The sequence below is a fragment of the Embleya sp. NPDC008237 genome, assembly GCF_042956465.1.
In the GTDB taxonomy this organism is placed as follows: domain Bacteria; phylum Actinomycetota; class Actinomycetes; order Streptomycetales; family Streptomycetaceae; genus Embleya.
On record NZ_JBIBGL010000011.1, the window covers coordinates 118,003 to 144,898 of the forward strand.

General features: G+C 70.8%; 24 protein-coding genes. 12 read left to right on the top strand and 12 right to left on the bottom strand.

Going from position 1 to position 26,896, the window contains the following annotated elements; all coding sequences use genetic code 11:
- Positions 1 to 128: 128 nt before the first annotated feature.
- The 4 genes from ACFZBU_RS27505 to ACFZBU_RS27520 form a co-directional block, all read right to left on the bottom strand.
- Positions 129 to 1,337 carry an ArsA family ATPase gene (locus ACFZBU_RS27505; protein ID WP_391586342.1) on the bottom strand — a complete coding sequence of 403 codons (1,209 nt, stop codon included), beginning with the start codon at positions 1,335 to 1,337 and terminating at the stop codon, positions 129 to 131.
- On the bottom strand, positions 1,334 to 2,407 hold the full coding sequence (locus tag ACFZBU_RS27510) for an ArsA-related P-loop ATPase (RefSeq protein WP_391586343.1): 1,074 nt from the start codon (positions 2,405 to 2,407) through the stop codon (positions 1,334 to 1,336). Before ACFZBU_RS27510 ends, ACFZBU_RS27505 begins: the two co-directional genes overlap by 4 nt.
- 148 nt (positions 2,408 to 2,555) lie before the next feature.
- Complete coding sequence (kynU, locus tag ACFZBU_RS27515) at positions 2,556 to 3,851, bottom strand: kynureninase (protein ID WP_391586344.1); 1,296 nt, start codon at positions 3,849 to 3,851, stop codon at positions 2,556 to 2,558.
- 23 nt (positions 3,852 to 3,874) lie between these two features.
- Positions 3,875 to 4,750, bottom strand: a complete 876-nt coding sequence (locus tag ACFZBU_RS27520; RefSeq protein WP_391586345.1) for a tryptophan 2,3-dioxygenase — start codon at positions 4,748 to 4,750, stop codon at positions 3,875 to 3,877.
- A gap of 180 nt (positions 4,751 to 4,930) precedes the next feature.
- Here ACFZBU_RS27520 and ACFZBU_RS27525 point away from each other — a divergent pair, with 180 nt between their 5' ends.
- The 5 genes from ACFZBU_RS27525 (at position 4,931) to ACFZBU_RS27545 (ending at position 7,938) form a co-directional block, all read left to right on the top strand.
- Complete coding sequence (locus tag ACFZBU_RS27525) at positions 4,931 to 5,383, top strand: Lrp/AsnC family transcriptional regulator (protein ID WP_391586346.1); 453 nt, start codon at positions 4,931 to 4,933, stop codon at positions 5,381 to 5,383.
- A gap of 11 nt (positions 5,384 to 5,394) precedes the next feature.
- Complete coding sequence (locus ACFZBU_RS27530) at positions 5,395 to 5,568, top strand: DUF4177 domain-containing protein (protein WP_020554916.1); 174 nt, start codon at positions 5,395 to 5,397, stop codon at positions 5,566 to 5,568.
- Entirely contained in the window at positions 5,565 to 6,032 is a 468-nt protein-coding gene (locus ACFZBU_RS27535) for a RidA family protein (protein ID WP_391586347.1), read from the top strand. The genes ACFZBU_RS27530 and ACFZBU_RS27535 overlap by 4 nt, the downstream gene beginning before the upstream one ends.
- 114 nt (positions 6,033 to 6,146) lie before the next feature.
- Positions 6,147 to 7,022 (top strand): NUDIX hydrolase, encoded by an 876-nt coding sequence (locus ACFZBU_RS27540; RefSeq protein WP_391586348.1) that lies wholly within the window; start codon positions 6,147 to 6,149, stop codon positions 7,020 to 7,022.
- Between the two features lie 82 nt (positions 7,023 to 7,104).
- Positions 7,105 to 7,938, top strand: a complete 834-nt coding sequence (locus tag ACFZBU_RS27545; RefSeq protein WP_391586349.1) for an MBL fold metallo-hydrolase — start codon at positions 7,105 to 7,107, stop codon at positions 7,936 to 7,938.
- A 62-nt stretch (positions 7,939 to 8,000) separates the two neighbouring features.
- On the opposite strand, the gene ACFZBU_RS27550 is transcribed toward ACFZBU_RS27545, so the two are convergent.
- Positions 8,001 to 8,675 (bottom strand): Crp/Fnr family transcriptional regulator, encoded by a 675-nt coding sequence (locus ACFZBU_RS27550; protein ID WP_020554920.1) that lies wholly within the window; start codon positions 8,673 to 8,675, stop codon positions 8,001 to 8,003.
- 217 nt (positions 8,676 to 8,892) lie between these two features.
- Here ACFZBU_RS27550 and nth point away from each other — a divergent pair, with 217 nt between their 5' ends.
- The 4 genes from nth to ACFZBU_RS27570 all read left to right on the top strand — a co-directional run bounded on the left by nth (position 8,893) and on the right by ACFZBU_RS27570 (position 12,640).
- Positions 8,893 to 9,807: an endonuclease III gene (gene nth, locus ACFZBU_RS27555; RefSeq protein WP_391586350.1), complete on the top strand. Its 915-nt coding sequence runs from the start codon at positions 8,893 to 8,895 to the stop codon at positions 9,805 to 9,807.
- The gene (locus ACFZBU_RS27560) at positions 9,804 to 10,538 is read left to right on the top strand and encodes an NUDIX hydrolase (protein ID WP_391586351.1); all 735 of its coding nucleotides are present in this window, start codon (positions 9,804 to 9,806) and stop codon (positions 10,536 to 10,538) included. The genes nth and ACFZBU_RS27560 overlap by 4 nt, the downstream gene beginning before the upstream one ends.
- Positions 10,539 to 10,688: 150 nt before the next feature.
- The gene (locus ACFZBU_RS27565; protein ID WP_391586352.1) at positions 10,689 to 11,873 is read left to right on the top strand and encodes a MarP family serine protease; all 1,185 of its coding nucleotides are present in this window, start codon (positions 10,689 to 10,691) and stop codon (positions 11,871 to 11,873) included.
- The gene (locus ACFZBU_RS27570) at positions 11,870 to 12,640 is read left to right on the top strand and encodes a metal-dependent hydrolase (protein ID WP_391586353.1); all 771 of its coding nucleotides are present in this window, start codon (positions 11,870 to 11,872) and stop codon (positions 12,638 to 12,640) included. Before ACFZBU_RS27565 ends, ACFZBU_RS27570 begins: the two co-directional genes overlap by 4 nt.
- A gap of 478 nt (positions 12,641 to 13,118) precedes the next feature.
- On the opposite strand, the gene ACFZBU_RS27575 is transcribed toward ACFZBU_RS27570, so the two are convergent.
- From ACFZBU_RS27575 to ACFZBU_RS27595, 5 genes are all read right to left on the bottom strand, one after another.
- Complete coding sequence (locus tag ACFZBU_RS27575; protein WP_391586354.1) at positions 13,119 to 14,039, bottom strand: alpha/beta fold hydrolase; 921 nt, start codon at positions 14,037 to 14,039, stop codon at positions 13,119 to 13,121.
- 71 nt (positions 14,040 to 14,110) lie between these two features.
- Positions 14,111 to 14,530, bottom strand: a complete 420-nt coding sequence (locus tag ACFZBU_RS27580) for a phage holin family protein (protein WP_391586355.1) — start codon at positions 14,528 to 14,530, stop codon at positions 14,111 to 14,113.
- Positions 14,531 to 14,640: 110 nt separating this feature from the next.
- Entirely contained in the window at positions 14,641 to 15,963 is a 1,323-nt protein-coding gene (gene nhaA, locus ACFZBU_RS27585; protein ID WP_391586356.1) for a Na+/H+ antiporter NhaA, read from the bottom strand.
- Between the two features lie 264 nt (positions 15,964 to 16,227).
- The gene (locus ACFZBU_RS27590; RefSeq protein ID WP_391586357.1) at positions 16,228 to 17,334 is read right to left on the bottom strand and encodes a hypothetical protein; all 1,107 of its coding nucleotides are present in this window, start codon (positions 17,332 to 17,334) and stop codon (positions 16,228 to 16,230) included.
- A 439-nt stretch (positions 17,335 to 17,773) separates the two neighbouring features.
- On the bottom strand, positions 17,774 to 18,760 hold the full coding sequence (locus ACFZBU_RS27595; RefSeq protein WP_391586358.1) for a sulfite exporter TauE/SafE family protein: 987 nt from the start codon (positions 18,758 to 18,760) through the stop codon (positions 17,774 to 17,776).
- 259 nt (positions 18,761 to 19,019) lie between these two features.
- Here ACFZBU_RS27595 and ACFZBU_RS27600 point away from each other — a divergent pair, with 259 nt between their 5' ends.
- Positions 19,020 to 21,368 (top strand): SulP family inorganic anion transporter, encoded by a 2,349-nt coding sequence (locus ACFZBU_RS27600; RefSeq protein WP_391586359.1) that lies wholly within the window; start codon positions 19,020 to 19,022, stop codon positions 21,366 to 21,368.
- Positions 21,369 to 21,516: 148 nt separating this feature from the next.
- On the top strand, positions 21,517 to 23,505 hold the full coding sequence (acs, locus tag ACFZBU_RS27605) for an acetate--CoA ligase (protein ID WP_391586360.1): 1,989 nt from the start codon (positions 21,517 to 21,519) through the stop codon (positions 23,503 to 23,505).
- Between the two features lie 61 nt (positions 23,506 to 23,566).
- On the opposite strand, the gene ACFZBU_RS27610 is transcribed toward acs, so the two are convergent.
- A complete protein-coding gene (locus tag ACFZBU_RS27610) occupies positions 23,567 to 24,547 on the bottom strand; it encodes an ATP-binding protein (RefSeq protein ID WP_391586361.1) in 981 nt (326 codons plus the stop codon).
- Positions 24,548 to 24,805: 258 nt separating this feature from the next.
- Here ACFZBU_RS27610 and ACFZBU_RS27615 point away from each other — a divergent pair, with 258 nt between their 5' ends.
- Positions 24,806 to 25,612: an oxidoreductase gene (locus tag ACFZBU_RS27615; protein WP_391586362.1), complete on the top strand. Its 807-nt coding sequence runs from the start codon at positions 24,806 to 24,808 to the stop codon at positions 25,610 to 25,612.
- 434 nt (positions 25,613 to 26,046) lie between these two features.
- Here the strand turns inward: ACFZBU_RS27615 and ACFZBU_RS27620 are convergent, their stop codons facing one another.
- Positions 26,047 to 26,853 (bottom strand): HAD family hydrolase, encoded by an 807-nt coding sequence (locus ACFZBU_RS27620; RefSeq protein WP_391586363.1) that lies wholly within the window; start codon positions 26,851 to 26,853, stop codon positions 26,047 to 26,049.
- Between the last annotated feature and the right edge of the window lie 43 nt (positions 26,854 to 26,896).

Genomic DNA, 26,896 nt, shown 5'->3' on the forward strand with positions numbered 1-26,896 from the left:
CACCTGCCGGGGCCGGGAGTCAGGCCCGGGTCCCGGCGGGCCGGCGACGGATCGGCCGCCGGCGGGCTCGCCACCGGGCGGGTCCGCACGCGTCCCGCCGGCCGGCGGCTCGCGAGCGCACCGCGTGGTCAGCCCGCGCCCAGGCTTTCGCCGATCACCCGCAGGCCGTCCAGGTCGTGCACGTCACCGGGCAGTGCCGGGACCTCGGCCACCCGCACCTCGGGGTGGATCGAGGTGAAGCGGGTACGCATCCGCTCCTCCCGGTCGATCACCCGCAGCCGCTCGGCGTGCAGCGTGAGCAGCCCCGCGACCAGGCGCAGGTCGGCGGGACGCGACGCGAGCCCGTCCGGCCCACCCTGCCCGGACGATTCACCCTGCTCACCCTGCTCACCCTGTTCTGCCTGGTCGGCCTGTTCGGTCAGCGCCTCGGCCGCGGCCACACTGCGCTCCGCGGACAGTCGACCCGCACGCGTGGCATGCACGCGGTTGAGCACCAGGCCGGCCAGCGGCATGCGTTCGGTGCCCAGCCGGTCGACGAAGTACGCGGCCTCGCGCAGCGCGTCCTTCTCCGGCGCGGCGACCACCAGGAACGAGGTGCCTCGGGCCTGGAGCAGTTTGTAGGTCGCGTCGGCGCGCTTGCGGAAGCCGCCGAACGTGGTGTCGAGCGCGGCCACGAAGGTCTGGATGTCGGTCAGCAGATGGGTGCCGACCACCTTGCTCAGCGCGCCGGTCATCAGGCCCATGCCCGCGGACAGGAACTTGAGCGCGCCGCGTCCACCGACCTTGGCGGGAGCCGAGAGTATGCGGATCAGCCGGCCGTCCAGGAACGAGCCCAGGCGCTGGGGGGCGTCGAGGAAGTCGAGCGCGGACCGGCTCGGCGGGGTGTCCACCACGATCAGGTCCCACTCGCCGGTCGCGTGCAACTGGCCCAGCTTCTCCATCGCCATGTATTCCTGCGTGCCGGCGAAGCTGGAGGACAACGATTGGTAGAACGGGTTGTCCAGGATCTGCTGCGCGCGCTCGGGGTCGGCGTGCTGTTCGACGATCTCGTCGAACGTGCGCTTCATGTCGAGCATCATCGCGTGCAGGCTGCCGCCCTTGGTCTCGTCGACGTCGACGACCCGCCGGGGCGTGTTGTCCAACTCGGTCAGACCCATCGACTGGGCGAGCCGGCGCGCGGGGTCGATGGTGAGCACCACCACGTCCCGACCGCGTTCGGCCGCGCGCAGTCCCAGTGCCGCGGCCGTGGTGGTCTTGCCGACGCCGCCGGAGCCGCAGCACACCAGGATGCGGGTGCCCGGGTCGTCGATCAGCTCGTCGATCTCCAGCCTGTTCATGCCATCCCCTGCTCGCGCAACGCCTCGGCGAGGCGGTACAGACCGCCCAGGTCCATCCCGTCCGCCAACAGCGGCAGTTCGTAGACCGGCAGGTCCAGGCCGCGGACCAGGGCGCGCCCCGTGCTCTCCAGCTCGATCCGGCTCGCGTGCTCGTCGGCCTCGGCGAGCAGCGAGGAGATCAGCGGACGGGTGGGCTTGATGCCGCCGGCGATCAGGCCGGCCTCCAGCAGTTCGGGCGTCAGCCGCTGTCCGGTGTCGCTCTCGTCCTCGGCCTGAAGCGGCGGCCGGGCCATGTTGATCACCACGCCGCCGGTGGGCAGGCCCGAGTGGCGCAGTTCGGTGACGCCGTCCACAGTCTCCTGGACCGGCATCTCCTCCAGCAGGGTGACCAGGTGGACCGCGGTCTGCGGGGAGCGGATCACGCCCATCACCGCCTCGGCCTGGGTGTGGATCGGGCCGAATCTGGCCAGCCCGGCCACCTCGGTGTTGACGTTGAGGAAACGCGCGATCCGGCCGGTGGGCGGGGCGTCCATCACCACCGCGTCGTAGGCGAACTTCCCGTGCGTACGGCGGCGGGCCGACTCGCACGCCTTGCCGGTCAACAGCACGTCGCGCAGACCCGGCGCGATGGTGGTCGCGAAGTCGATCGCCCCGAGCTTCTTCAGGCCCTTTCCGGCCCGGCCCAGGTGGTAGAACATGTCCAGATATTCGAGCAGCGCCTCTTCCGGGTCGATCGCCAGCGCGTAGACCTCGCCGCCGCCCGGTGCGACCGCGATCTTGCGGTCCTCGTAGGGCAGATGCGGGCAGTCGAAGAGCTGGGCGATGCCCTGGCGTCCCTCCACCTCGACCAGCAGGGTGCGTCGCCCGCCCGAGGCCAGTGCCAGCGCCAGCGCGGCGGCCACGGTGGTCTTGCCGGTGCCGCCCTTGCCGCTGACCACGTGCAGGCGCACGCCCTCCCAATCGGCGTTGCCGTCGGTCGTGCGTGCGCCTGCCGTCGAGGTGTTCACGACGTCCGTCCAGCGGGTGCGGTCGGGCCGGGCGGCGCGACGCTCGTTTCGGGGAGCCGGCATGCCCGGATCCCTGCCCTCGAAGGCCTCCGCCATACGGCCGCAGCCGAGGCGTTACCGGATCCGTGTGACCGCGCACCCAAACTCACGAGTCGAGCCTAACCACCCGGTCCCCGCCGGGTCGGAGGTGATCCCCCAGGGGTGACCCGCGTCACGTCACCGTCGCCCGAACGGCGTAGCGCGCATCCAGGTACGCCCCCGTCTCCAGGATGTCGCCGAGGATGCGCGCGGACTCGACCACGTCGGCGTAACCGACGTAGAGCGGGTTGAAGCCGAAGCGCAGCACGTCCGGCGGGCGAACGTCGCCGATCACACCCCGATCGATCAGCGCCGCCATCACCGCGTGCGGCTCCGGGTGGCGCACCGCGACCTGGCTGCCGCGCCGGGCGTGCTCGATCGGGGTCAGCGTCTCCAGGCCCAGATCGGTGACGCACGCGATGAACAGGTCGGTCAGCGCCAGGCCCTTGTCCCGCACGGCCGTCATCGACACGTCGTCGTACGCGCCCAGCGCGGCTTCGAGCGCGAGCATGGACAACAGCGGCGGGGTGCCGATCCGGGCCCGCTCGATGCCCGGCGCGGGAGTGTAGCCGGGCTCCATCCCGAACGGGTTCGCGTGCCCCTGCCAGCCGGTCAGCGCGGGTTCGAAGCCGGCGATGTGCCGCTCGGCCACATAGATGAAGGCCGGTGCGCCGGGTCCGCCGGACAGGTACTTGTAGCCGCACCCGACGGCCAGGTCGACGTCGTGCGCGTCCAGGTCGATCGGGAGGGCGCCCGCGGAGTGGCACACGTCCCACATCGCCAGCGCGCCGGCGGCGTGCGCGGCGGCGGTCAGGCCGGGCAGGTCGCGCAGTTCGCCGCTGCGGTAGTCGACGTGGTTGTACGCGATCACCGCGATCGCGGCGCCGTCCGTCCGCAGCACCTCCGCGACCTCGCCGACCGGCACCCGACGCACCTCGGCGCCGAGCAGCCTGGCGATCGAGTCGGCCAGGTAGAGGTCGGTGGGGAAGCTGTCCGGGTCGGCCAGCACCACGGTCCGTCCCGGACGCAGCCGCAAGGCCGCGGCGATCGCGTTGAAGATCTGCACCGAGGTCGAGTCGCCGCACATCACCCGGCCGGGCGCGGCGCCGATCAGCGTGCCGATCCGGTCGCCGATCCGGGCGGGCGCGCCCCACCAGTCGTTGGCGTTCCAGGAGCGGATCAGGTCGGTGCCCCACTGGCGGTGCACCGCGTCGTTCAGCGCCTCGGGCACGGCGGCCGGCAGCGCGCCGAGCGAGTTGCCGTCGAGGTAGATCACACCGGCAGGCAGCAGGAAACGCTCGCGCACGTGCGCCAGCGGGTCGGCCGCGTCCAGCTTTGCGGCTTCGGTGACCCGATCGGCCGCGAGGCGACCGGTCGGAAACAGGACTGACGAATCGTCAGTGGCCGTGTTCGACAAGGAATCGGACATGCTTCACCCATCTTTCGATGAACTCAGATCTTCGATGGTTCGACCAAGGTGCGCATGGTCCACAACTCGGGAAAAACGCGCACACGTACGGTCTGTTCCAACCAAGACGCTCCGGCCGAGCCACCCGTGCCCGGCCGATTGCCCAGCGCTCGCAGTGTGGCGGCCAGGTGCCGCTCGCGCCAGCGGGTCCAGCGCTCGGAGATGTCGGTGAGCACCTCGCCGAGTTCGACCAGGTCGGCAGCGGCGTCGCCGTACGCGCGCGCCCATGCGCGCTCGACGTCCTCGGACGGAACGTACGGCCGGCTCGGATCCGCGACCTGCCCCGGGGAGTACAGGCCGCGGCGGGCGAGCACGCCCAGCGCGTGGTCGTACAGGCTCGGCGCGCGCAACGAGCGGGCCAGCTCGGCGTGCACGGCCGGGGAGCCGGTGTAGGGCCGCAGCACGCCCGCGCGCTTGATGCCGAGCAGGAACTCCAGGTGCCGGTACAGGTGCGACTGGAAGCCGGACGCCTCGCCGAGCGCCTCGCGGAACGCGCCGAACTCGCCGGGGGTGAGCGTGGCGAGCAGGTCCCACGTGGACACCAGCACGTCCAACTCGTGGATGCTGCGCCGCAGCGTGCCGATCGCGCCGGGCACGTCGTCCGCGTGCAGTTCGTCGCCCGCGATCGTCCACTCGTGCCGCAGCAGTGCGAACAACAGTTCCATCACCTGGGAGGAGATCAGGAAGGACAACTCGGCGGGCACGTCGGTGCGGGTGCGTTGGAGGGCGAGCAGCCGGTCGAGTTGCACGTAGTCCGCGTAGGGCGGCGCGACCGCGGCGGCGAAGTGCTCGCGCGGGTCGGCCATCGGGCAGCCGCCGTCCGCCGGATCGGCTCGCGGCGTTCGTTCGTCGACCGTCATCGCAGACCACCTCTCCGGCCCGTCCCGCCGGTGCGCCGGAAGGGCCGGTCGGGGAGTGCCCATATGGAATCGTGCGACCATTCGGTTGGGAATGGCTGTCGAGCATCCGAAGGACCGTTTCGGTTTACGCTCGCAACGTATCGGAGGGCATCTCCTCACGATCGTCAACGGAGGGTGCGCATGGACGCGATCGACCGCAGATTGCTCGCCGAACTGCAGCGCGACGCCCGGGTCTCGCTCAACGAGCTGTCCCGACGGATCAACCTCTCCGCGCCCGCGGTGGCCACCCGGGTGCGCCGGCTCGAACACGTCGGCGTGATCACCGGCTACCACGCGCACGTGGATCCGGCGGCGGCCGGTCGCGGTGTGGTGGCACTGGTCCGGATGAATTGTTACGGCCCCGGTTGCCTGCTGCGCCGGGACGCCGACACCGTGCGCGAATGGCCCGAGGTGCTCCAGGTGCACCGGGTCACCGGTGACGCGTGCTGCCTGCTGATGGTCGCGGTCGCCACCATGGCGGACTTCCAGGTCCTGATCGACCGGCTCGCCGAGCACGGGAAACCGTCCAGCACGATGGTGTTGTCCTCGCCGGTGGCGTGGCGCCCCGTCGAACCGCCCGACGTGTCCGTCTAAAGTCTGCACACATGACGAAGTGGGAATACGTGACGGTCCCCCTGCTGGTGCATGCGACCAAGCAGATCCTGGACAACTGGGGCGACGACGGCTGGGAGCTGGTGCAGGTGGTGCCGGGCCCCAACCCGGAGAGCCTGGTGGCCTACATGAAGCGCGCGAAGCAGAAGCAGGTGACGGCCGAGTGAGCGAGGTACACCCCGAACAGCGGATCACCGAGCTGGGTCTGACCCTGCCCGGAGTGGTGCCCCCGGTCGCCGCCTACGTGCCGGCGATCCGCACCGGCAACTACATCCACACCTCCGGCCAGTTGCCGATGATCGAGGGCAAGCTGCCCGCGACCGGCAAGGTCGGCGCCGAGGTCACCCCCGAGGAGGCCAAGCAGCTCGCCCGGCAGTGCGCGCTGAACGCGCTCGCGGCGGTCAAGGCCGAGCTCGGCGACCTGTCGCTGGTGCGCCGGGTGGTCAAGGTGGTCGGCTTCGTGGCCAGCGCGCCGGACTTCACCGGTCAGCCCGGTGTCGTCAACGGCGCCAGCGAACTGCTCGGCGAGGTCTTCGGCGAGGCCGGACGGCACGCCCGCAGCGCGGTCGGCGTGGCCGTGCTGCCGCTGGACGCCCCGGTCGAGGTGGAGATCCTCGTCGAGGTGATCTGAGCGGACCGTCCATGCGGCCACCGCGGTGATCGGACCTGCCCCTTTCGGGTCGGGTCCGATCGTTTTCGGGGGTGAGGGATGGAACTTGACTCGGTCAGGCGTACGATCCGGCGCATGGCCGAAACGGGGAGTACGCAAGCCGGAAACGTCCAGTCGGGCATGCCCGCGTCCTGGGCCGAGCGGGCCCGCGCGATCATCGCCGGCGAGGCGGAGCCGGTCGCCCCGCGCCGTGCGGCCACCGTGGTGCTGCTGCGCGACCGCCCCGGGGGCGCCGAGGCGTACCTGCTCCGTCGGCACACCACGATGAAGTTCGCGGCCGGGATGTACGCGTTCCCCGGCGGCGGCGTCGACCCGCGGGACGCTGACCACTCGGTGGCCTGGGCCGGACCCGAGCCGGACGCCTGGGCCGAGCGGCTGGGCACCGACGCGGCCGAGGCCCGCGCGATCGTCTGCGCGGCCGTGCGCGAGACCTTCGAGGAATCCGGCGTGCTGCTCGCCGGTCCCGACCCGACCACGATCGTCTCGGACACCACCGGCGCGGACTGGGAGGCCGACCGCGCGGCCCTGGTGGCGCGCGAGCAGACGATGACCGAGTTCCTGGAGCGCCGCGACCTGGTCCTGCGTTCCGACCTGCTGGGCGCGTGGGCGCGCTGGATCACCCCGGAGTTCGAGGACCGGCGCTACGACACGTGGTTCTTCGTCGCGGCCCTGCCCACCGGCCAGCGCACCCGGGACGTTTCCGGCGAGGCCGACCGGGTCACCTGGGCCCGGCCCGCCGACGCGCTGAAGCAACACCGGGCGCAGGACATGGCGATGTTGCCACCCACCATCGACACGTTGCGCCACCTGGCGGAGCTCGCCGACCCGGCGGCGGCGCTGGCCGCCGCGGCGGACCGGAAGATCGCTCCGATCATGGCGCAGGGCCGCTTCGAGGGAGACCGCCTCGTGCTCGAATGGCCCGGCATCGCCGACCCGTTCGGTCTGCGCTGAGGCTCCACCGACGACCCGGGCGGTCCGCGGACCTCCACCGGACCGGTCCCGGGCAACCGAGGTACAGGCACTGAGGTACAGGATGGCGACCATGAACGCACAGCCCCTGCCCGGCAACCCCCGCCCGACCATCGGTGGGCCGGCGAGCCCGCGGGTGACCTGTCTGCTCGCGCCGAACCCGAGCGCGATGTCGCTGGACGGCACCAACACGTGGATCGTGGCCGAGCCCGGCTCGGACACCGCCGTGGTGATCGACCCGGGACCCGACGACGAGGGCCACCTGCGCGCGATCGTCGCCGCGGTCGAGGCCGAGGGCCGCCGGGTGGGGCGGATCCTGCTCACCCACGGCCACCCGGACCACTCGGCCGGCGTGGCCGGCCTCAAGGCACTCACCAACGCCGTCGTGCACGCGGTCGACCCGCAGTGGCGCTACGGCGGCGAGGGGCTGGTGGACGGCCGGGTGATCGACGACGGCGGGCTGGATCTGCGGGTGCTGGCCACGCCCGGCCATTCGGGTGACTCGGTGTGCTTCCTGGTGGCCGCGGACCGCTTCGTGATCACCGGCGACACCGTGCTCGGCCGCGGCACCACGGTGGTGGCACACCCGGACGGCCGACTCGGCGACTACCTGGACTCACTGCGCCGGTTGCGCGCGCTCGTCGAATCCGGCGAGATCACCGCCGTACTGCCCGCGCACGGTCCGATCCTGGACGACGCGGCGGGCGTGCTCGACTTCTACCTGGCGCACCGGGCGGCCCGGCTGGCCCAGGTGCAGGCCGCGGTCGCAGCCGGCGACAAGACCGCCCAGGACGTCGTGGAGCGGGTCTACGCGGACGTGGACCGAGGTCTGTGGTGGGCCGCCGAGATGTCGGTCCGGGCCCAGCTGGACTACCTGGCCGAACACCCGGACGCCTGAGGCACACGCCGGAACACGACGCGGGGCCCGCCGACGGCGGGCCCCGCGTCGTGTTCGAGGTGTCAGCGGGAGCGGCGCGACAACCGCTCGACGTCCATCAGGACCACCGCACGTGCCTCCAGCCGCAGCCAACCCCGGCTCGCGAAGTCGGCCAGCGCCTTGTTGACGGTCTCCCGCGAGGCGCCGACCAGCTGGGCCAGCTCCTCCTGGGTGAGGTCGTGCGCGACGTGGATGCCCTCGTCGGCCGGCACCCCGAAGCGGCGGGACAGGTCCAGCAGGGCCTTGGCCACCCGGCCGGGGACGTCGGAGAAGACCAGGTCGCCCAGGCTCTCGTTGGTCCGCCGCAGCCGACGGGCTATCGCCCGAAGGAGTGCCGCGGCGACCTTGGGCCGACCGGTCAGCCAGGGCTGCAGGTCGGAGTGGCCCAGGCCGAGCAGCCGCACGTCGGTGAGCGCGGTCGCGGTCGCCGTACGCGGTCCGGGGTCGAACAGCGACAGCTCGCCGAACATCTCGCCCGGGCCGAGCACCGCGAGCATGTTCTCGCGACCGTCGTTGGAGCTGCGGTGCAGCTTGATCTTGCCCTCGATCACCACGTACAGGCGGTCACCCGGGTCACCCTCGTGGAAGAGCGAGTCCCCGCGCTCGAGCGCGACCTCCGTCATGGAGGCCCGCAGCTCGGCGGCGTCCTCATCTTCGAGCGCCGCGAACAGCGGAGCCCGCTGCAAAACGTCGTCCACGAGGTTCCTCCTAGGCCGGCCTGGTCGACACCAATGAAGCCGAGCGGTCAAACAGTGCGATCGGTCACAGTCTGACGCACCGGTACCCGCAATCATCACGCGGGGTGGCCTGGATCACGAACGGGCGGATCCACAGTAACCGGACATGTCGCTCCTGTGATCAAGCGTGTGCGGACTGCTCGACCGTAGTCCCCGCACATCTGCGTACTCTGGCCGGGTGTCGAGCAACGTGACGGAGCCCGCACCGCGCAGGCCGCGGGCAGCCGCGAAGGTCGTGAAGTCCACAAAAGCCGTGAAGGGCGAGTCCCATCTCGCTCTGGTGCGCCGTGCGCGCCGGATCAATCGCGAACTGGGTGAGATATACCCGGGTGCGCACTGTGAACTCGACTACGGCGACGCCTTTCAGCTCCTGGTCGCCGTGGTGTTGTCCGCGCAGACCACCGACCGGCGGGTCAACACGGTCACCCCGGCGCTGTTCGCCCGCTTCCCCGACGCCGCCGCGATCGCCGCCGCGGAGCCGGCCGAGTTGGAGGCGATCATTCAGCCGACCGGGTTCTTCCGGGCCAAGACCCGCTCGGTCCAGGGTCTGGCCCAGGCGCTCCTGGAGCGCTACGACGGCGAGGTGCCGGGCAGGCTCGCCGACCTGGTCACCCTGCCGGGAGTGGGACGCAAGACCGCCCACGTGGTGCTCGGCGAGGTCTTCGACGTCCCCGGCATCACCGTCGACACCCACTTCGGCCGACTGGCCCGGCGCTTCGGCTGGACGAAGGACGAGGATCCGGTCAAGGTCGAGAAGGAGGTCGCGGCGCTGTTCCCGCGCAAGGACCTGACCCTGCTCTCGCACCGGGTGATCTTCCACGGCCGCCGGGTGTGCCACGCCCGCCGCCCGGCCTGCGGGGCGTGCGCGATCGCCCCCCTGTGTCCGGCGTACGGCGAGGGCGAGACGGATCCGATCAAGGCCAAGGCGCTGCTCAAGTACGAGATGGCCGGGCAGCCCGGCCAACGGCTCAAGCCGCCGGCCCTGCCGGTGCTGGCCGTGCCGGTCGACCCGGCGACGAACGCACCGAAGGACGAAGCGGCGCAGAACGCACCGCAGGACGGCGCACCGAAAGACGAGGGGGACGCCGGGTGACTCAGACCGGGACCGGGATCCAGACCTGGGCCGAAGCCGATCTGCCGGAATGGCTGCGCCCGGTCGCGCGCGCCGCCGAGTCGATCAGCCCCGAACAACTGAGCCGCTTCCTGCCCCCGGCCGAGGGTGGTCGGCGCTCCGCGGTGCTGATGTTGTTCGGCGAGGGGCCCGACGGCCCGGATCTGCTGCTGCTCCAGCGCGCCGCGACGCTGCGCTCGCACGCGGGCCAGCCCGCGTTCCCCGGCGGCTCGGTGGACCCGGGCGACGACGGCCCGGAGGGGACCGCGCTGCGCGAGGCCCAGGAGGAGGTCGGGCTCGACCCCGCCGGCGTGCGGATCTTCGGCCGGTTGCCGGATCTGTACATCCCGGTGAGCGACTTCGTGGTCACCCCCGTGCTCGCGTGGTGGCATCGCGAGAGCGAAGTGGCCCCCGGGGCGCCCGAGGAGGTCGCGCGGGTGCTGCGGGTGTCGATCGCCGATCTCGCGGATCCGGCCAACCGGGCCCGGCTGCGCCACCCCGGCGGCCACCTGGGCCCCGCGTTCCTGGTGCACGACCTGGTGGTCTGGGGCTTCACCGCGGGGCTGATCGACCGGGTGCTGCACTACACCGGCTGGGAACGGCCGTGGGACGAACGGCGCGAGGTGACCCTGTCCGAGACCGAGGCCCGGCTGGCCCGGCGCGGCTTCGACCGCTACGAGGAGACCGCCTCCGAACCCGAGGTCCGGGACTGATCCGGCCGGCAGCCGTCGGCCGGCCGCCGCGCCCGGTGCCGCGGCGGGGCTGACGGGGCGTCAATACCGCCCTGTACAGCTGTGTCACCGGTGTTCGACGAACCGGCACGGCTGCGGACAGCGCAGGCTCGTACATGAGAACGTGAGCGCGTGAATGTCCTGGACCTGTTGCTGCTCGCCGCCGCGGTGGCCTTCGCCATCTCCGGATACCGGCAGGGCTTCATCGTCGGCGTGCTCTCGTTCCTGGGCTTCATCGGCGGCGGCGTGTTCGGCATGTGGCTCGTGCCCTCGCTGCTCAACCGCTTCGAGCCGGGTCTGGGCCCCTCGATCGCGGCGATCTGTGTCGTGCTCGTGCTGGCCACCGCGCTCCAGGCGCTGACCACCGCGGCGGGCAACCGGCTTCGCCGTCGGCTCACTTGGCGCCCGGCGCGGCTGGTGGACGCGGCCGGCGGCTCGATCGTGAGCGTCTGTGCGCTGCTGATCGTGGTGTGGCTGATCGGATCCTCGGTCGCGGGCGCCTCGATGCCCACCATCTCGCGCGAGGTGCGCTCGTCCCAGGTGCTGGGCGGGGTGCAGAAGGTGTTGCCGCAGGGCGCCGACACGTGGTTCTCCTCGTTCGGCAACCTGCTCGACCGCAACGGCTTCCCGCAGGTGTTCAGTCCGTTCGTGCGCGAGGACATCCCGCAGGTCCCGCCGCCGGACCCCAAGCTGTTGTCGATGCCCGCCGTCCAGGAGACCCGGGACAGCATCGTCAAGATCGTCGGTACCGCGAAGAGTTGCGGGAAGGTGATCGAGGGCTCCGGCTTCGTCTACGCCCCGCAGCGGGTGATGACGAACGCCCACGTCGTCGGCGGCGTCAAGAAGCCGATCCTGCAGATCGGCGGCGAAGGCCGCGAGTATCAGGCCGAGGTCGTGCTCTACGACTGGAAGCGCGACATCGCGGTGCTCAAGGTGCCCGGCCTCAAGGCCACCCCGTTGCAGTTCGAACCGAAGGTGGAGAGCGGCGCGGACGCGATCGTGGTCGGCTTTCCGGAGAACGGCGCCTTCCATGTCGAACCCGCCCGGGTGCGGGCCCGGATCCAGGCCGGTGGGCCGGACATCTACAAGCGCGGCACGGTCAGTCGCGATGTGTACTCGCTGTACGCCAAGGTCCGTCAGGGCAACTCCGGCGGGCCGCTGATCTCGCCGGGGGGCAAGGTCGCCGGGGTGATCTTCGCCAAGTCGCTCGACGACGAGTCCACCGGGTATGCGCTCACCGTCGAGGAGGTCCGCGCCGACGCCGAGGCGGGCGCGGTCGCCGAACGCCCCGTCGATACCCAGAGCTGCGCCATGTGACGCATGTTCGAAGCCTGTTCGGGCAGATGTGCGAGCAGCGCCGCGACGTGGTGGGGCAACCGGCAGGGTGGGGTGGGGGAATGCTCGGGCATTCGCATGCGGTCAGCGGGGCACTGGTGTTCGCCGCGACGGCGCCGGTCTTACCGCAACACCTGTGGCACAACCACCTGTCCGGGTCCGAGATCGTGATCGGCACACTTTTGACCGCGGGCGCGGCCCTGCTGCCCGACCTCGATCACCACAACGGCACGATCGCCAACTTCCTGGGCCCCTTCTCGCGCGCGCTGTGCACGGGTGTGGCCAAGGTCTCCGGCGGGCATCGGCACGCGACCCACTCGATCGCCTTCGTGGTGCTGGCCGGACTGCTGACCTGGCAGGGCGTGGAGCACCTGGGTCGGCCGTTCACCCTGACCATGGTCTTCCTGCTGCTCGCGCTGGCGTTGCGGGCGTTGAACCTGTGTCCGCCGGGCAAGGGCCTGGCGTCCTGGATCACCATCGTCGCGCTCGCCGGCGGCGGCACGGCCGTGGTCGACCACTGGATGCCGGCGGCTCCCGACTGGCTGCCCATGGTGGTCGTGCTCGGCTGCATCGCGCACCTGCTCGGCGACTTCCTCACCAGGCAGGGGATACCGCTGTTCTGGCCGTTGGGCACCCGCTTCGAGGTGGCGATCGTCAGCCGGACCGGGAATCGCATGGAGACGCTCGTCCTGGTGCCGGTGATGATGATCGCCACCGTCGCCCTTTTGTGGTTCGGCGCATTCGCCTGAAAGCGAAAAGACGAATCGATCGGTGAATGCGAAGAAGGCGCCCGCGGGAAAGCGGTGGCGTGACGCGGCCCGGTGTCGAGCCGCGTCGATGCCTCAGCGCGGGAAGCGCAGCCGCAGAGTCAACCAACGTGCTCGTCGGCGCAATATCCCCATCAGCCCCGGGACATGATCCCCCCGGTCGGCAACCGCGCCGACCGGCGCCCCTCGCGTGTGTTCGAACCCGTGAGTGCCAGTGGTGCCGATCTCAACCATGAGGGTCTCTGCCGTCTCCGACCGGGTGTCCCCGGCCCCCGCCGCCATGCTCGGAGCGTTGTACGTCCGGCTCATACGGGGGCGCCTACCCGGGTCACCGACGGCGTAATCGCACCGCTTGGGCGGGCCGGAAATGGCTCCCGAACAGCACCGGGACGATCTGTACGGAAGTGTCGGATATCCCCGGCAAGATCACACAAGAAAAGGCCGGAACCATTGTAAAACTTCAGCGTTCGGGTTCCGGATCTTTCAGCCAGCCCAGGAGTTCCTCGGTGAACGTCGCGGGTTGTTCCTCATGCGGGAAGTGGCCCACGCCCTCGAGCAACCGCCAGCGGTAGGGCGCCTCCACGTAGCGCCCGGAGCCCGCTGCGGTGCGGGGCAGGATCACCGGGTCGAGGGCGCCGTGCAGGTGCAGCGTGGGCACCTCGACGGGTGCCTTCATCCGGGCCGAGTACTGAATCCCGTCCGGCCGCGGGATCGAGCGGATCAGCCAGCGGTAGTGCTCCGCCGCACAGTGCGCCGTTCCGGGCACGAGCATCGCCTGCCGGTAGCGCGCGATCGACTCGTCGTCCGGCCGGCCCGGCGCCGACCACGCGCGCACCATGTCGCCGACCATGGCCGCGTCGTCGCGGATCAACTGCCGCTCGGGCACCCACGGCCGCTGGAAGCCGAAGATGTGCGAACTCGCCGCCATCTGGTGCCGATCGGTCAGCAGCGCCCCGCGCAGCCGCCGGGGGTGCGGCATCGACACCGCGACCAGCCGGCGGACCACCTTGGGCCGCAACACCGCGGCGGTCCAGCCCAGATAGGCGCCCAGGTCGTGACCGACCACGATCGCGTCCGGCTCGCCCAGCGAGCGGATCACCCCGGTCACGTCCAGGGCCAGGGTGATCGGGTCGTAGCCGCGCGGGGTGCGGTCGCTGCCGCCGTATCCGCGCAGATCCAGCGCGACCGCGCGGTAGCCGGCCCGGGCCAGCACCGGCATCTGATGCCGCCACGCCCACCAGAACTGCGGGAAGCCGTGCAGCAAGAGCACGACCGGGCCCTCGCCCATCTCGGCGATGTGGAACCGCGCGCCGTTGGCGGCGATGTCGCGGTGTGTCCAGGGCCCGGCCACGTTGACCACGGTGCTCTCGGGAACCGTCATGCGGAGCAGCGTCGCACACTCGCGATCGCACTCCTGTTTCCGCGTCGGTTCGGGCAGCCCGTGCCGCCGGCTCAGCCGACGTTCTTGAGCGTGGTGACCGTGTCCCGGGTCGTGGTGATCGTCCGCTCCGGCGCCCGAACCTTCTTGAACGACTTGACGCCGTAGAACGCGAGAGCCCCCGCGAGCAGGAGATAGAAGCCGCCGACGATCAGGAAGCTCCACGCCACGCCGAGACCGAGAGCGTGGATCCCGTACACGATCGCGAAGCTCAGGAAGACGAACGCGAACACGCCGATGAAGGCCGCCGCGCCGAACGCGCCGCCACCCTTCGCCACGTTGACCACGCTGACCTTGACCTCGCTCTTGGCGAGCGCGATCTCACTGCGCACCAGCGTGGACATGTCTCGGCTGGCCGACGAGAAGAGCTCGCCGAGGGATCGTTGTGCGTCGACGGGCACGTCCTGGGCCGGGGACCTGTCGGTGCCTGCCATGGTCACTCCTTGTACGGGTACGGATAATCCGACCCCGATCATGCCCTGCTGCGGGGATTCGTATCCACTGGGGCGCGTCGTACGAGTGTTTCGGATGGGAAACGAAGCGGTCAGGAGTACCCGAGCTTCTCGTCGCGCAGTCGATCGGCCTCCGCTTGATAGATGTCCGGAATGCCGTCGCCGTCGTCGTCGCGATTCTCCTCGGCACACAACCGGGCATACGTGTTGTTCCTTATCCGCAGCACGATCGAGGCCGCGATGGCCGCCAGCACCGAGCCCACCAGCACCGCGGCCTTGGCCTGTTCGGTCAGCGTCGGGTCGTCGGTGAAGGCGAGTTCGCCGATCAGCAGCGAGACCGTGAAGCCGATGCCGGCCAGCATCGACATGCCGAACACGTCCCACCACGCGAGGTCGTCGCTGAGTTGGGCCCGGGTGAACCGGGCGACCAGCCAGGTGCCCGCGAAGATGCCGACCGTCTTGCCCGCGATCAGCCCGATCATGATGCCGAGCGTGGGCCGCTGCGTGAACACGTCGGCGAGCACCGGGCCGGAGACCGCGACGCCCGCGGAGAACAGCGCGAAGATCGGCACCGCCAGGCCGGCGGAGAGCGGACGGATCAGGTGCTCGACGTGCTCGGCCGGCGAGGTCCGCTCGTCGCGGTCGGGATGCACGCGCATCAACAGGCCCATCGCGACGCCCGCGACCGTGGCGTGCACCCCGCTCTCGTGCATCAGCGCCCAGATCACCAGGGCGAGCGGTACGTACCACCACCAGCCGCGCACCCGGAAGCGCTGGAGCAGGGCGAAGACCACCAGCAGGGCGAACGCCGCGGCCAGGGCGAGGAAGTTCACCGAATCGGTGAAGAAGATCGCGATGATCAGGATCGCGCCGAGGTCGTCGACCACGGCGAGGGTCAGCAGGAACGAACGCAGCGCCGAGGGAAGATTGGTGCCGATCACGGCAAGGACGGCCAGGGCGAAGGCGATGTCGGTCGCGGTGGGGATCGCCCAGCCGTCGGGCGAGCCGCCGCCCGCGTTCACCGCGACGTAGAACAGCGCGGGTGTGAGCATTCCGCACGCGGCGGCCACCACCGGCAACACCGCCTGGGCGGGATTGCGCAGGTCGCCGACCACGAGTTCGCGCTTGAGTTCGATGCCGGCGACGAAGAAGAACACCGCGAGCAGCCCGTCCGCGGCCCAAGTGCCCAGCGACAGATTCAGGTTGATCGCCTCGGGGCCGATCCGGAAGTCGCGCAGGTCGTGATAAGCCTCGCTCCACCCGGTGTTCGCCCAGATCACCGCGACCACCGCCGCGATCAGCAACAGCGCGCCGCCGACCGTTTCGGTGCGCAGCGCGTCGGCGATGAAATTCCGCTCGGCCAGGGTGGACGGACGCCGAAAGAATTTGTTGCGCGGTGCGGACTCGGCACCCACGGGACCTCCAGGTCGGCTGCGGCTCGCAGGCGTATACCGCCCTGCGAAAACGACAAAACAGCGCCGACCAGACTTCCCGGCATGTCTCCCGAGGGGAGACCCATGACGTGGGGTGTGAAATCCGACCCCGATCGCCCGTAAGTATATCGATAGTGTGCGCGGCCCGGCGGAACCGACCGGTACCGGCGGCGGCGCACCGGCAACGCAAGGGCCCCGTACCGAAGATGTCCTCGATACGGGGCCCGCGTGGATCCGGCCGGTCGCTCAGTCCTGGCGGCGCGGCAGCACCGCGTTGTCCGGGGCGGACAACGAGCGGTTCGCGGCGGGCTTGTTCGGGGACTGCGCGGACGCGTTGACGATCGTGTTCCAGTCGGACACGGTCTGGCCGACGCCCAGACCCTGGAGCTTGGTGATCACGGCGGGGTCCTGACCCTCGAGCCAGTCGGTGAGCTGACGGAAGGTCACACACCGTACGTCGGACTTCGTGCAGACCGAGGTCACCGTGTCCCGGACGGCGTTCATGTAGATGCCGCCGTTCCAGTCCTCGAAGTGATTGCCGATGAACAACGGCGCGCGGTTGGTGGTATAGGCGCGCTGGAATCCGTTCATGTAGAACTCGTGGGCCTCTTTCTCCCACGCGTCCTTCTTCGACGGGTCGAACTTTCCGTGCTGCGCTTCCTGCTCGTACATGATGTTGTAATCCATGGAGAGCTGCGACTTGTTCGGGCTTCCCGGCCACGGCAGCGACTGGAGCGGGAAGTCCCAAATGCCGGTCTCCTTGCCGCGCTTGGGCCACACCTGGAGACCACCCGGGGAACTCGCGTCGTAGCGGAAACCCATTTCCTTGGCGGCCCGCATCAGATTCGACTGGCCCTCCAGGCACGGGGCCCGGCCGCCGATGAGTTCCTTGCCCGGGGCGTAGTCGAACGGCAGCGGCGGAAGGTCGGCGTACCCGGTGTTGGTCTTCCAGTTCTGGACGAACTTGACCGCCTGTTCGGTTTCGTTCTTCCAGTCCGCGGGGCTCCAGGTCTTGCCGCTCGTGGCGCTGTTGCAGAAGTGCCCGTTGAAGTGCGTGCCGATCTCGTTGCCCTTGAGCCAGACCTCACGCATCTGGATGATCGTGTTGCGCACCGTTTCGTCCGACATGAAGTTGATGTCGGACGCGCCGGCCGCGTGCTTCGGGCCGGTGTACATGGCCTTCTTCGTCTTCGGGAGCACATAGATGCCGCTCAGGAAGTACGTCATCTGGGCCTTGTTCGCCTCGGACAGCTTCGAGAATTCCGAGACCAGCTTGTTTCCGTCCTCGGCCGCGCCATCCCAGGAGAACACGACGAACTGCGGCGGTTTCTCACCCGGCTTGAGCTTCTCCACCTTGGGCTGGTGCGGCTGCGGGCCGGTATCGGCCGTCGAGCCGTCGCCGATCGGCTTGACCGGACCTCTCGGTTTGTCCGATTCCTTGCCCGGAGCGCTCGGATTTCCGTTGCCAGGGTTCTTTGCAGAGGAGTTGCCGGAATCTTTCCCGTCCTTTGCGAAAACCACGAAACCGATAGCGGCCAGGACTGCGACAACGACGAGCACCGCAGCGCCGCGGACAGTTCGCACAGTTCACCTCTTCCCATGGACATGCCGGACCGGGCTGTATTCCCTATCGATACATACGCACGCCGGGGTCACCCGGTTGCGTGCGTGCCCGGACCGCTTCCCGGCGTACCCGAGTCGGGACGCATCGGATCACCCGGGGAGCGTGAGCGCGGACACATCACCGTACGGGGAGTGAGGCCCCGGAAGCGATCCGGGCTGCGTGCGGCGCTCAGGGGTCGGCTCGGAACTCGATCCGTCCGCTGTACATGCCCATCGAACAGGTCCAGGTGAGGGTGCCGGCGTGCGGTGTGCCCAGGTCGATCCTGGTCTCCCCGGTCGCCGGCAGCACCCGCTGCAGGTCCCGGGAGGGCAGCACGAAGCCCCGGGTGCAGCCGGTGGTGTGGTCGGTGCGCAACACCAGCACGGTGCGCACGCCCGCCCGGGCCGGCGCGCGCGCCGGGCGGTAGCCGTGGTTCTCGACCCGGACGGTGACCCGTTGCACGCCGTCGGCGCCCGTGCTCGCCGCCGCGTGGTCCACGGCGCCCGCCGCGGCCGGGGTCCACCAGCCGCCCAGGCGCAGTCCGGAGGCGATCGTCCACGCGGCCACCGCGAGCACCAACAGGCCCAGCAGCGCGGTCGGTCGGCCGCGAAGGACTCGTCCGGAGGAGCCGACCAGCAGGCCGAGCGCGGCGAACAGCGGGAGGGTTCCGAGCACGAAGCCGGTCAGTACGGCGGCTCCGCCGAACGCGTTTCCCGAGGTCACGGCGATCAGTTCGACGCCCAGGGTGACCCCGCACGGCACCAGCACGGTGGCGGCGCCCAGCAGCAGCGGGCCACGCCCGGGGCCGCGGGACGAGGCGCGCGGCAGCAGTCTGCCGACCCCGGGCACGCCGAGCATCGACAGGCCGAAGAGCACCATCAGCGCGCCCGCCAGAAGCAGCAGGATCGCGCGTATGCCGGGCGTGGGTTGGATCGCCCCGCCGAGCAGTCCGAGCAGGGCCCCCAGGACGGCGTGTGCGGCCAGCTTGGCGCCCAGGAACGCGGCCAGTGCCCGGGGAAGCAGGCCGCGCGGCGATGTGGTCGCGCAGTCGCCGACCGGGGCCGGGCACGGGCGGACGGCGCCGGCGAGCAGGCCGCCCTGGACCGCCGCGCAGGACGCGCCGCCCGCGACGAACCCCGCACCGAGCCCGGTCGCGAACAGCGTGAGCACCTGCACGGAACCACCCCCACTCCGGGGAGGTTACGGGCCATCACACACGGTGTGGAAGCTTCTCGACCCGAAACACCCGTTTCACCCGTGTGGGTGCATATTTTACGTTCCGAAAAGGATAGCCTTACTGTGACGAGGTAAATACTTAGAGTTAACTTGGCCCTATTCGGCCCGGAACTCTCGTTCGACTCGCGCGCGCCGCCATCCCTGCGGCAGCCATGCCCGCCATGACATGACTGACATGACTGACCCGGAGGACACGGACATGCCCGTTGCCCCTGACACCACGCCCGCGCCGGTCTCCCGGGCGGCCACGCTGCGCGCGGATCTCGGCGCCTCGCTCGTGGTTTTCCTGGTCGCCGTGCCGCTATCGCTCGGCATCGCGCTCGCCGCCGGCGCGCCACTCGGCGCCGGCATCATCTCGGCCGTGGTCGGCGGCATCGTGGTCGGCCTGCTCGGTGGCGCACCGCTCCAGGTGAGCGGACCCACCGCGGGTCTGACCGTGATCGTCGCCGGCCTCGTGCAGACCTACGGCTGGCGGGTGACCTGCCTGGTCACCGTCGGCGCCGGCCTGCTGCAGATCCTGCTCGGCCTGCTCCGGGTGGCCCGGGCCACCCTCGCCCTGTCGCCGGCCGTCGTGCACGGCGTCGTCGCGGGCATCGGCGTGGTGATCGCGCTGGCCCAGTTGCACGTGGTCCTGGGCGGCGCGCCGCAGCGCTCGGCCTGGGAGAACCTGCGCGAACTGCCCACCCAGGTGGGCAACCTGCGCGCTCCCACGGTCGCGGTCGGGGTGATCACCGTGGTCCTGCTGCTCGGTTGGCCGATGCTCGGCCGGCTGCCCGGGCGGTGGGCGGGCCTGGCCAAGGTGCCCGCGCCGCTGATCGCGGTCTCGCTCGCGACGGTGGCCGCGAGCGTCCTGCACCTGAACGTGGCCCGGGTGGACCTGTCCTCGATCGCCTTCGCCACGCCGATGCTGCCGCTGGCGGGCGCGTGGGGCGCGATCGCGGTCGGTGTGGTCAGCGTGGCCCTGGTCTCCGGCATGGAGTCGCTGCTCTCGGCCGCCGCGGCCGACCGGCTGCACCACGGGCCGCGGGCCAAGCTCGATCGCGAACTGATCGGCCAGGGTGTGGGCAACGTGGTCTCCGGCGCGATCGGCGGCTACCCGGTCACCGGCGTGGCGATCCGCTCGGTGACCAACGTGCGGGCCGGTGCCCTTACCCGGGCCGCGACGATCCTGCACGGCGTGTGGGTGATGCTGTTCGTGGGCCTGCTCGGTGCGTTCGTCGAGCGCATCCCGCTCGCGGTGCTGGCCGCGCTGGTGATGGTGGTCGGTGTTCAGATGGTCAGCCTCGCGCACATCCGACACGTGCACCGGCATCGCGAATTCCCCGCCTACGCGGCCACCATCGCCGGGGTGATCCTGGCCGGCGTGCTCCAGGGCGTGCTGCTCGGCGTGGTGGTCGCGGTGCTCACCGCGCTGTACCGGCTCAGCCGCAGCACCGTGCGGGTGTATCCCGGCGACGGCGTGCTGCACGTCGAGGTGCACGGGTCGCTGACCTTCCTGTCGGTGCCGCGACTGTCCCGGGTGCTGGGCAAGTTGCCGCCGGGCGAGCACGTCGTGGTCGACATGACGGTGGACTACCTCGACCAGGCCGCGTTCGAGGCGGTGCACTCGTGGCGGGCGAGTTACCTCGCGCACGGTGGGCGGGTGGACATCGAGGAGATCCACGACGGTTGCTACGAGCGGGCGGCGGGCGGTTCGCCGGGCCCCGGGCGCTCCCGGCTGACCCCCTCGCCGCGCTGGTTCGCGCCGTGGTGGCACTGGCAGCGCGCCTGCCCGCGCGAGGACGGCACCGCGTCCCAGGCGCTGGTGGCGGGCGCGCGCGAGTTCCGGCAGCGCACCGCGCCCCTGGTCCAGCCGTTCCTGGAGCGGCTCGCACTGGAGGGGCAAAAGCCCGCGCAACTGTTCATCACGTGCGCCGATTCGCGGATCGTGCCGAACCTGATCACCGCGAGCGGCCCCGGCGACCTGTTCACCGTGCGCAACATCGGCAACCTGGTGCCGCGCGGCGAGGCCGGGTACGCCGACCCGAACACGGCCGACGCCTCGGTGGGCGCGGCGATCGAGTACGCGGTGGCCGTGCTCGGGGTGCGCAGCATCACGGTGTGCGGCCACTCCGGCTGCGGGGCGATGGGCGCGCTGCTCGACAAGGTCGGCAAGGCCGGCGAGGCCGGCCCGGAGCAGGCCACCACGCCGCACCTCGATCGCTGGCTGCGCAACGGCGACGCGTCCATGGCGCGCTTCGCGGCGGGTCCCGCGCCGACCCTGACCGGGTATCGGGTGCCGCCGGTGGAGCAACTGTGCCTGACCAACGTGGTCCAGCAGTTGGACAACCTGCTCGACCACGCGGTGGTCGCCGAAGCGGTGGCCGCGGGCCGGCTCCGGCTGTTCGGGCTGTACTTCGACATCGCCTCCGCACAGCTGTACCTCTACGACGGCGTGCGCGGCGATTTCGGGCCGGTGGACGCGGAGCGGGCCGAGTCCGGGGCGCTGCCGCAGGCTGTCGCGGCGGGCGCCGAAGATCACACTTTTCCGGCACTCAACGCGGGGTAGCCACCCCGTACGATCGCGCCGTCGGCCACGATGCACCGTGGCTCGATAAGTGGTCTAAACCAATCGCGGTCCTCCTCTTGCCGGCTCGGGCCGGTCCCTGATGAGCTACGGCGGAAGGAACCGACCGCAGCAGCACGGAGGAGTACGCGTGAGCAACGCAGACCGGAACACCGGGGACAAGGCCCAAGAGGCACTGTCGAACCTGCTGCGCGAGGAGCGACGCTTCCCGCCCCCGCCGGCGCTCGCGGCCGCCGCCAACGTCAAGGCCGACGCGTACGAGCGCGCGTCGGCCGACCGGCTCGGCTTCTGGGCCGAGCAGGCCCGGCGGCTGGACTGGGCGGTGGAGCCGCAGGAGACGCTGGACTGGTCGACGCCGCCCTTCGCGAAGTGGTTCGCCGACGGCAAGCTCAACGTGGCCTACAACTGCGTCGACCGGCACGTCGAGGCGGGCAACGGCGACCGGGTGGCGATCCACTTCGAGGGCGAGCCGGGCGACACCCGCACGCTGACCTACGCCGACCTCAAGCGCGAGGTGTCCAAGGCGGCCAACGCGCTGACCGCGCTGGGCGTCGAGGCGGGCGACCGGGTCGCGATCTACCTGCCGATGATCCCCGAGGCGGTGATCTCGATGCTGGCGTGCGCGCGCATCGGCGCCCCGCACTCGGTCGTCTTCGGCGGCTTCTCGGCGGACGCGGTGTCCTCACGTGTCAACGACAACGACGCGCGGATCGTGATCACCGCCGACGGCGGCTACCGCCGCGGCAAGCCCTCCGCGCTCAAGCCGGCCATCGACGAGGCGCTGGCGTCCTGCCCGGACGTGCGCAACGTGCTCGTGGTGCGCCGCACCGGCGGCGACGTCGCGTGGACCGAGGGTCGCGACATCTGGTGGCACGACCTGGTCGACGCGCAGTCCGAGGAGCACGAGCCGCAGGCGTTCGACGCCGAGCATCCGCTGTTCATCCTGTACACGTCGGGCACCACGGGGAAGCCGAAGGGCATCCTGCACACCTCCGGCGGTTACCTGACCCAGGCGAGCTACACCCACAACGCGGTGTTCGACCTCAAGCCCGAGACCGACGTGTACTGGTGCACGGCCGACATCGGCTGGGTCACCGGGCACTCGTACATCACCTACGGCCCGCTCTCCAACGGCGCCACCCAGGTCATGTACGAGGGCACGCCGGACTCGCCGCACCAGGGCCGCTGGTGGGAGATCGTGGCCAAGTACGGGGTCACCATCCTGTACACCGCGCCCACCGCGATCCGCACCTGCATGAAGTGGGGCGACGACATCCCGGCGAAGTTCGACCTGTCCTCGCTGCGCATCCTGGGCAGCGTCGGCGAGCCGATCAACCCCGAGGCGTGGATCTGGTACCGCGAACACATCGGCGCCGGGAAGACCCCGATCGTCGACACGTGGTGGCAGACCGAGACCGGCGCGATCATGATCAGCCCGCTCCCGGGCGTCACCTCGACCAAGCCGGGTTCCGCGCAGCGCGCGCTGCCGGGCATCTCGGCCAAGGTCGTCGACGACACCGCGACCGAGGTGCCCGACGGCGGTGGCGGCTACCTGGTGCTCGACGAGCCGTGGCCGTCGATGCTGCGCACCATCTGGGGCGACGACCAGCGGTTCGAGGACACCTACTGGTCACGCTTCGACGGGCTGTACTTCGCCGGCGACGGCGCCAAGAAGGACGAGGACGGCGACGTCTGGCTGCTCGGCCGGGTGGACGACGTGATGCTCGTCTCCGGGCACAACATCTCCACCACCGAGGTCGAGTCGGCGTTGGTCTCGCACGCCAAGGTCGCCGAGTCGGCCGTGGTGGGCGCGACCGACGCGACCACGGGCCAGGCCATCGTGGCCTTCGTGATCCTGCGCGGCTCGGCCGGCGACTCCTCCGACGAACTCGTCGCCGAGCTGCGCGAGCACGTCGGTCGGGTGCTCGGTCCGATCGCCAAGCCCAAGCGCATCCAGGTCGTCACCGAACTGCCCAAGACGCGCTCCGGGAAGATCATGCGCCGCCTGCTTCGGGACATGGCCGAGGGGCGCACGCTCGGCGACGTCACGACGCTGACCGACTCGTCGGTGATGGACCAGATCTCCGCGCAGCAGTCGTCGGCGGCGGCCGAGGACTGAGCCGGGTCGATCACCGGGCCCGGGCGGCCCGTCCCTTCGGGGGCGGGCCGCCCCACCGCGTTCAGACCGGGGCGGAGATCGCGTGCGGGCCCAGCACGAACGCCGAGTCGACCTGCTCGGCGAGGTCGACCCCGGTCTTCGCGTTGGCCCAGCCGCGCGCGTTCCTGAGGTGGAACTCGACCATCTGCGCGGTGTACCGCTCCCAGTCGCGGTGTTCGAAGCGGGCGTCACAGGCCCGTACCAGCTCGTCCAGCGCGGCACGGTTGGCCGGTTCCAGGGTCTCGAAGCCCGGTGCGCGGCCCTTCTCCAGGGCCCGGACGAAGTCGGACTGCACGGTCCAGGTCAACAGGTCCGCGCCGACGTGCTCGCGCAGGAACTCGATGTCCTCGGGGCCCTGGACCTTGTTGCCGACCACCGCGAGCGACACGCCCCAGTCGCGGGCGTAGTCGCGGTACTGCCGGTAGACGCCGACGCCCCTGCGGGTCGGCTCGGCGACCAGGAAGGTGATGTCGAAGCGGGTGAACAGCCCGGAGGCGAACGAGTCCGACCCGGCGGTCATGTCCACCACCAGGTATTCCCCGGCACCGTCGACGAGATGGTTGAGGTAGAGCTCCACCGCGCCGACCTTCGAGTGGTAGCACGCCACGCCCAGGTCGGACTCCTCGAACGGCCCGGTCGCCATCAGCCGCAGACCGGGCAGGCCGGGCACCTCGCGCGCGCAGGCCGCGTGGATCGGGTTGTCCTCGGCGAGTCGGATCAGCCGCGAACCCCGGCCGGGCGGCGTGGTCTTGACCATCTCGGCGACCGAGCCGATCCGCGGGTTGTCGCCGCGCAGCCAGTCCTTGATCGCGGGCAGCTCGGCGCCCATCGCGGGCAGTGCCGCGGCGGTGTGTTCGTCCAGGCCGAGGGCCACGCCCAGGTGCTGGTTGATGTCCGCGTCCACGGCGACCACCGGCCGGCCGGTGGTCGCGAGATGCCGGATGAACAGGGACGACAACGTGGTCTTGCCGCTGCCGCCCTTGCCGACGAAGGCGATCTTCACGGATGGGGCCCTTCGATGACGGGTTCGACGATCCGGAATCGGACGGCGGGGTCCGAACCGGTCGGGTCCGAACCGGTCGGGTCCGAGCGTCCGGGTTCGTCAATCGGGTTTGACAATCGTTTTCGAATAGGATCATCCGTCGCTTACCGTGCCCGCGTCAAGTCGTTGGGTAGTCGCACCGTGGAGGGTGCGCCGACCGCGGGGGCGTGCGCGGACCGGTGTCGCGGGTGCTTTCCCGCGCGGCGTAGGGTCGCCCGGGTGAGCACCGCAACCGATCCCCTCGCCGCCCTCGCCGCGCTGCCCGGCGTGCCGGAGGCCGTCGAGGACACCCGCACGGCCGTCGACCGACTGCTCGGCCACCGCACGATGCGTCGCCGCAGCATGGACATCAGCGCCGAGTCCGCGCTTCGGGGCGCGCGGGCGAGTGCCGCGCTCGAAGGGGTCGACTGGTCGCTGGAGGAGATCCGCCGCCGCACCGATTTCTCGTCCTCGGCCGAGGAGGGCGGCGCGGTGATCGCGGGCGCGCTGCGGTTGTCCGCCGAGATCGGCTCGCTGCTGGGCACCTGGGGGCACAGTCCGCTCCAGGTGCTGGCCCGGCTGCATGTGGTCGCCGCCGCCGACGCGGTGCCCGCGGAGGCGCTCGGTCGGCCGCGCCGTGACGGCGAACTGCCCGGCCCGCTGCCGTCGGCGGAGGAGGTGGCCGCCCGGCTGGACGGACTGTCCCGACTGCTGCTCGCACCGTCCTCGGCCCCGGCGATCGTGGTCGCCGCCGTCACCCACGCGGAGATCCTCACGCTCGCCCCGTTCGGCTGGGGCAACGGCCTGGTCGCCCGAGCCGCGCAGCGGATCGTACTGGTCACCCGCGGCCTGGACCCCAAGGGCGCGGCCGTGCCCGAGGTCGGTCATCTGGAACTGGGCGTGGACGCCTACGCGGCGGCGCTGCGCGCGTACGAGAGCGGCACCGGCGAGGGTGTGGCGACCTGGATCCGGCACTGCGCCGAGGCGATGACGCTGGGCGCCCGGGAGAGCGTCGCGGTCTGCGAAGCGGTGATGCGCGGGATCTGATCGGCCCCGCGGGCCGCCCGTCGGACGGACCCGGACACACGAGACGGCGGCGCCCTTGTGGACGCCGCCGTTTGGTCACTCCCACCGGGGTACCAAGCGTGTACCTGTTATGACGATCGGCCCCGGCATGCGCATCCACGGGGGGAAGAACATGCAGGTCGTCCGACGCGTTCGGCCCCTACGAGGGTCGGTCGCACGTGGGTTCCCGGCAGTCGTGTCCGGTCCGCTCCGGCGACCGCCGAGGCGGGGCCGTACGGGCCGTTGGTCCCTTTTCTAGTGGGTTGCCGGGAGGAGGGGAACCCCTGGCCCAAGATCTTTACTTTTGGCCTTTGTCGGATTTGCTCCCGATCCGCCGTGCCGTCGACCCGCTCGGGTCCCGCGCCCGGCCCGACCGACCCGGTCCGCGATCCAGCTCCCGGTGGGGTGCCTCGGGGTCAGCGGCGCTTCTTGGCGAGGTACCAGACGACGCCGGCCGCGGTGGCGCCCGCGCCGATCGCGGTCGCCGCGAGCACGGGGCGCGAGGGTACCGACAGGGACGGCACCCGCTGGCGCAGCGCGACCGGCCGGCTGAACACCAGCACGGGCCAGCCTCGCCCGGTCGCCTCGCGGCGCAGGCCGCGATCGGGGTTGACCGCGTACGGGTGACCGACCTCCAGGAGCATCGGCAGGTCGGTGATCGAGTCGCTGTACGCGTAGCAGGAGGTGAGGTCGTAGCCCTCGGTGCGGGCCAACTCCTTGACCGCCGCGGCCTTGTTGGGCCCGTACGCGTAGAAGTCGATCTCGCCGGAGTAGCGGCCGTCCTCGACGACCATCCGGGTGGCCACCACCCGGTCCGCACCCAGCATGTCGCCGATCGGTTCGACCACCTCGGCTCCGGAGGAGCTGACGATGACCACGTCGCGTCCCGCGGCGTGGTGTTCCTCGATCAACGACGCCGCCTCGTCGTAGATGATCGGGTCGATCATGTCGTGCAGGGTTTCCGCGACGATCTCGCGCACCTGCTGGACGTCCCACCCGCGGCACAGCGCGGAGAGATATTCGCGCATGCGCTCCATCTGGTCGTGATCCGCGCCGCCGACGAGGAACACGAACTGCGCGTAGGCACTCTTGAGGACGGAGCGGCGATTGATCAGACCGCCGTGGTAGAAGGATCTGCTGAACGCCAGCGCACTGGACCTGGCGATGATGGTCTTGTCGAGGTCGAAGAAGGCTGCTGTCCGCTTCGGCGCCTGGGTTTCCACAGTTCACGAGGATAAGGGCAGCCATTCGGCGTAAACTCCACGT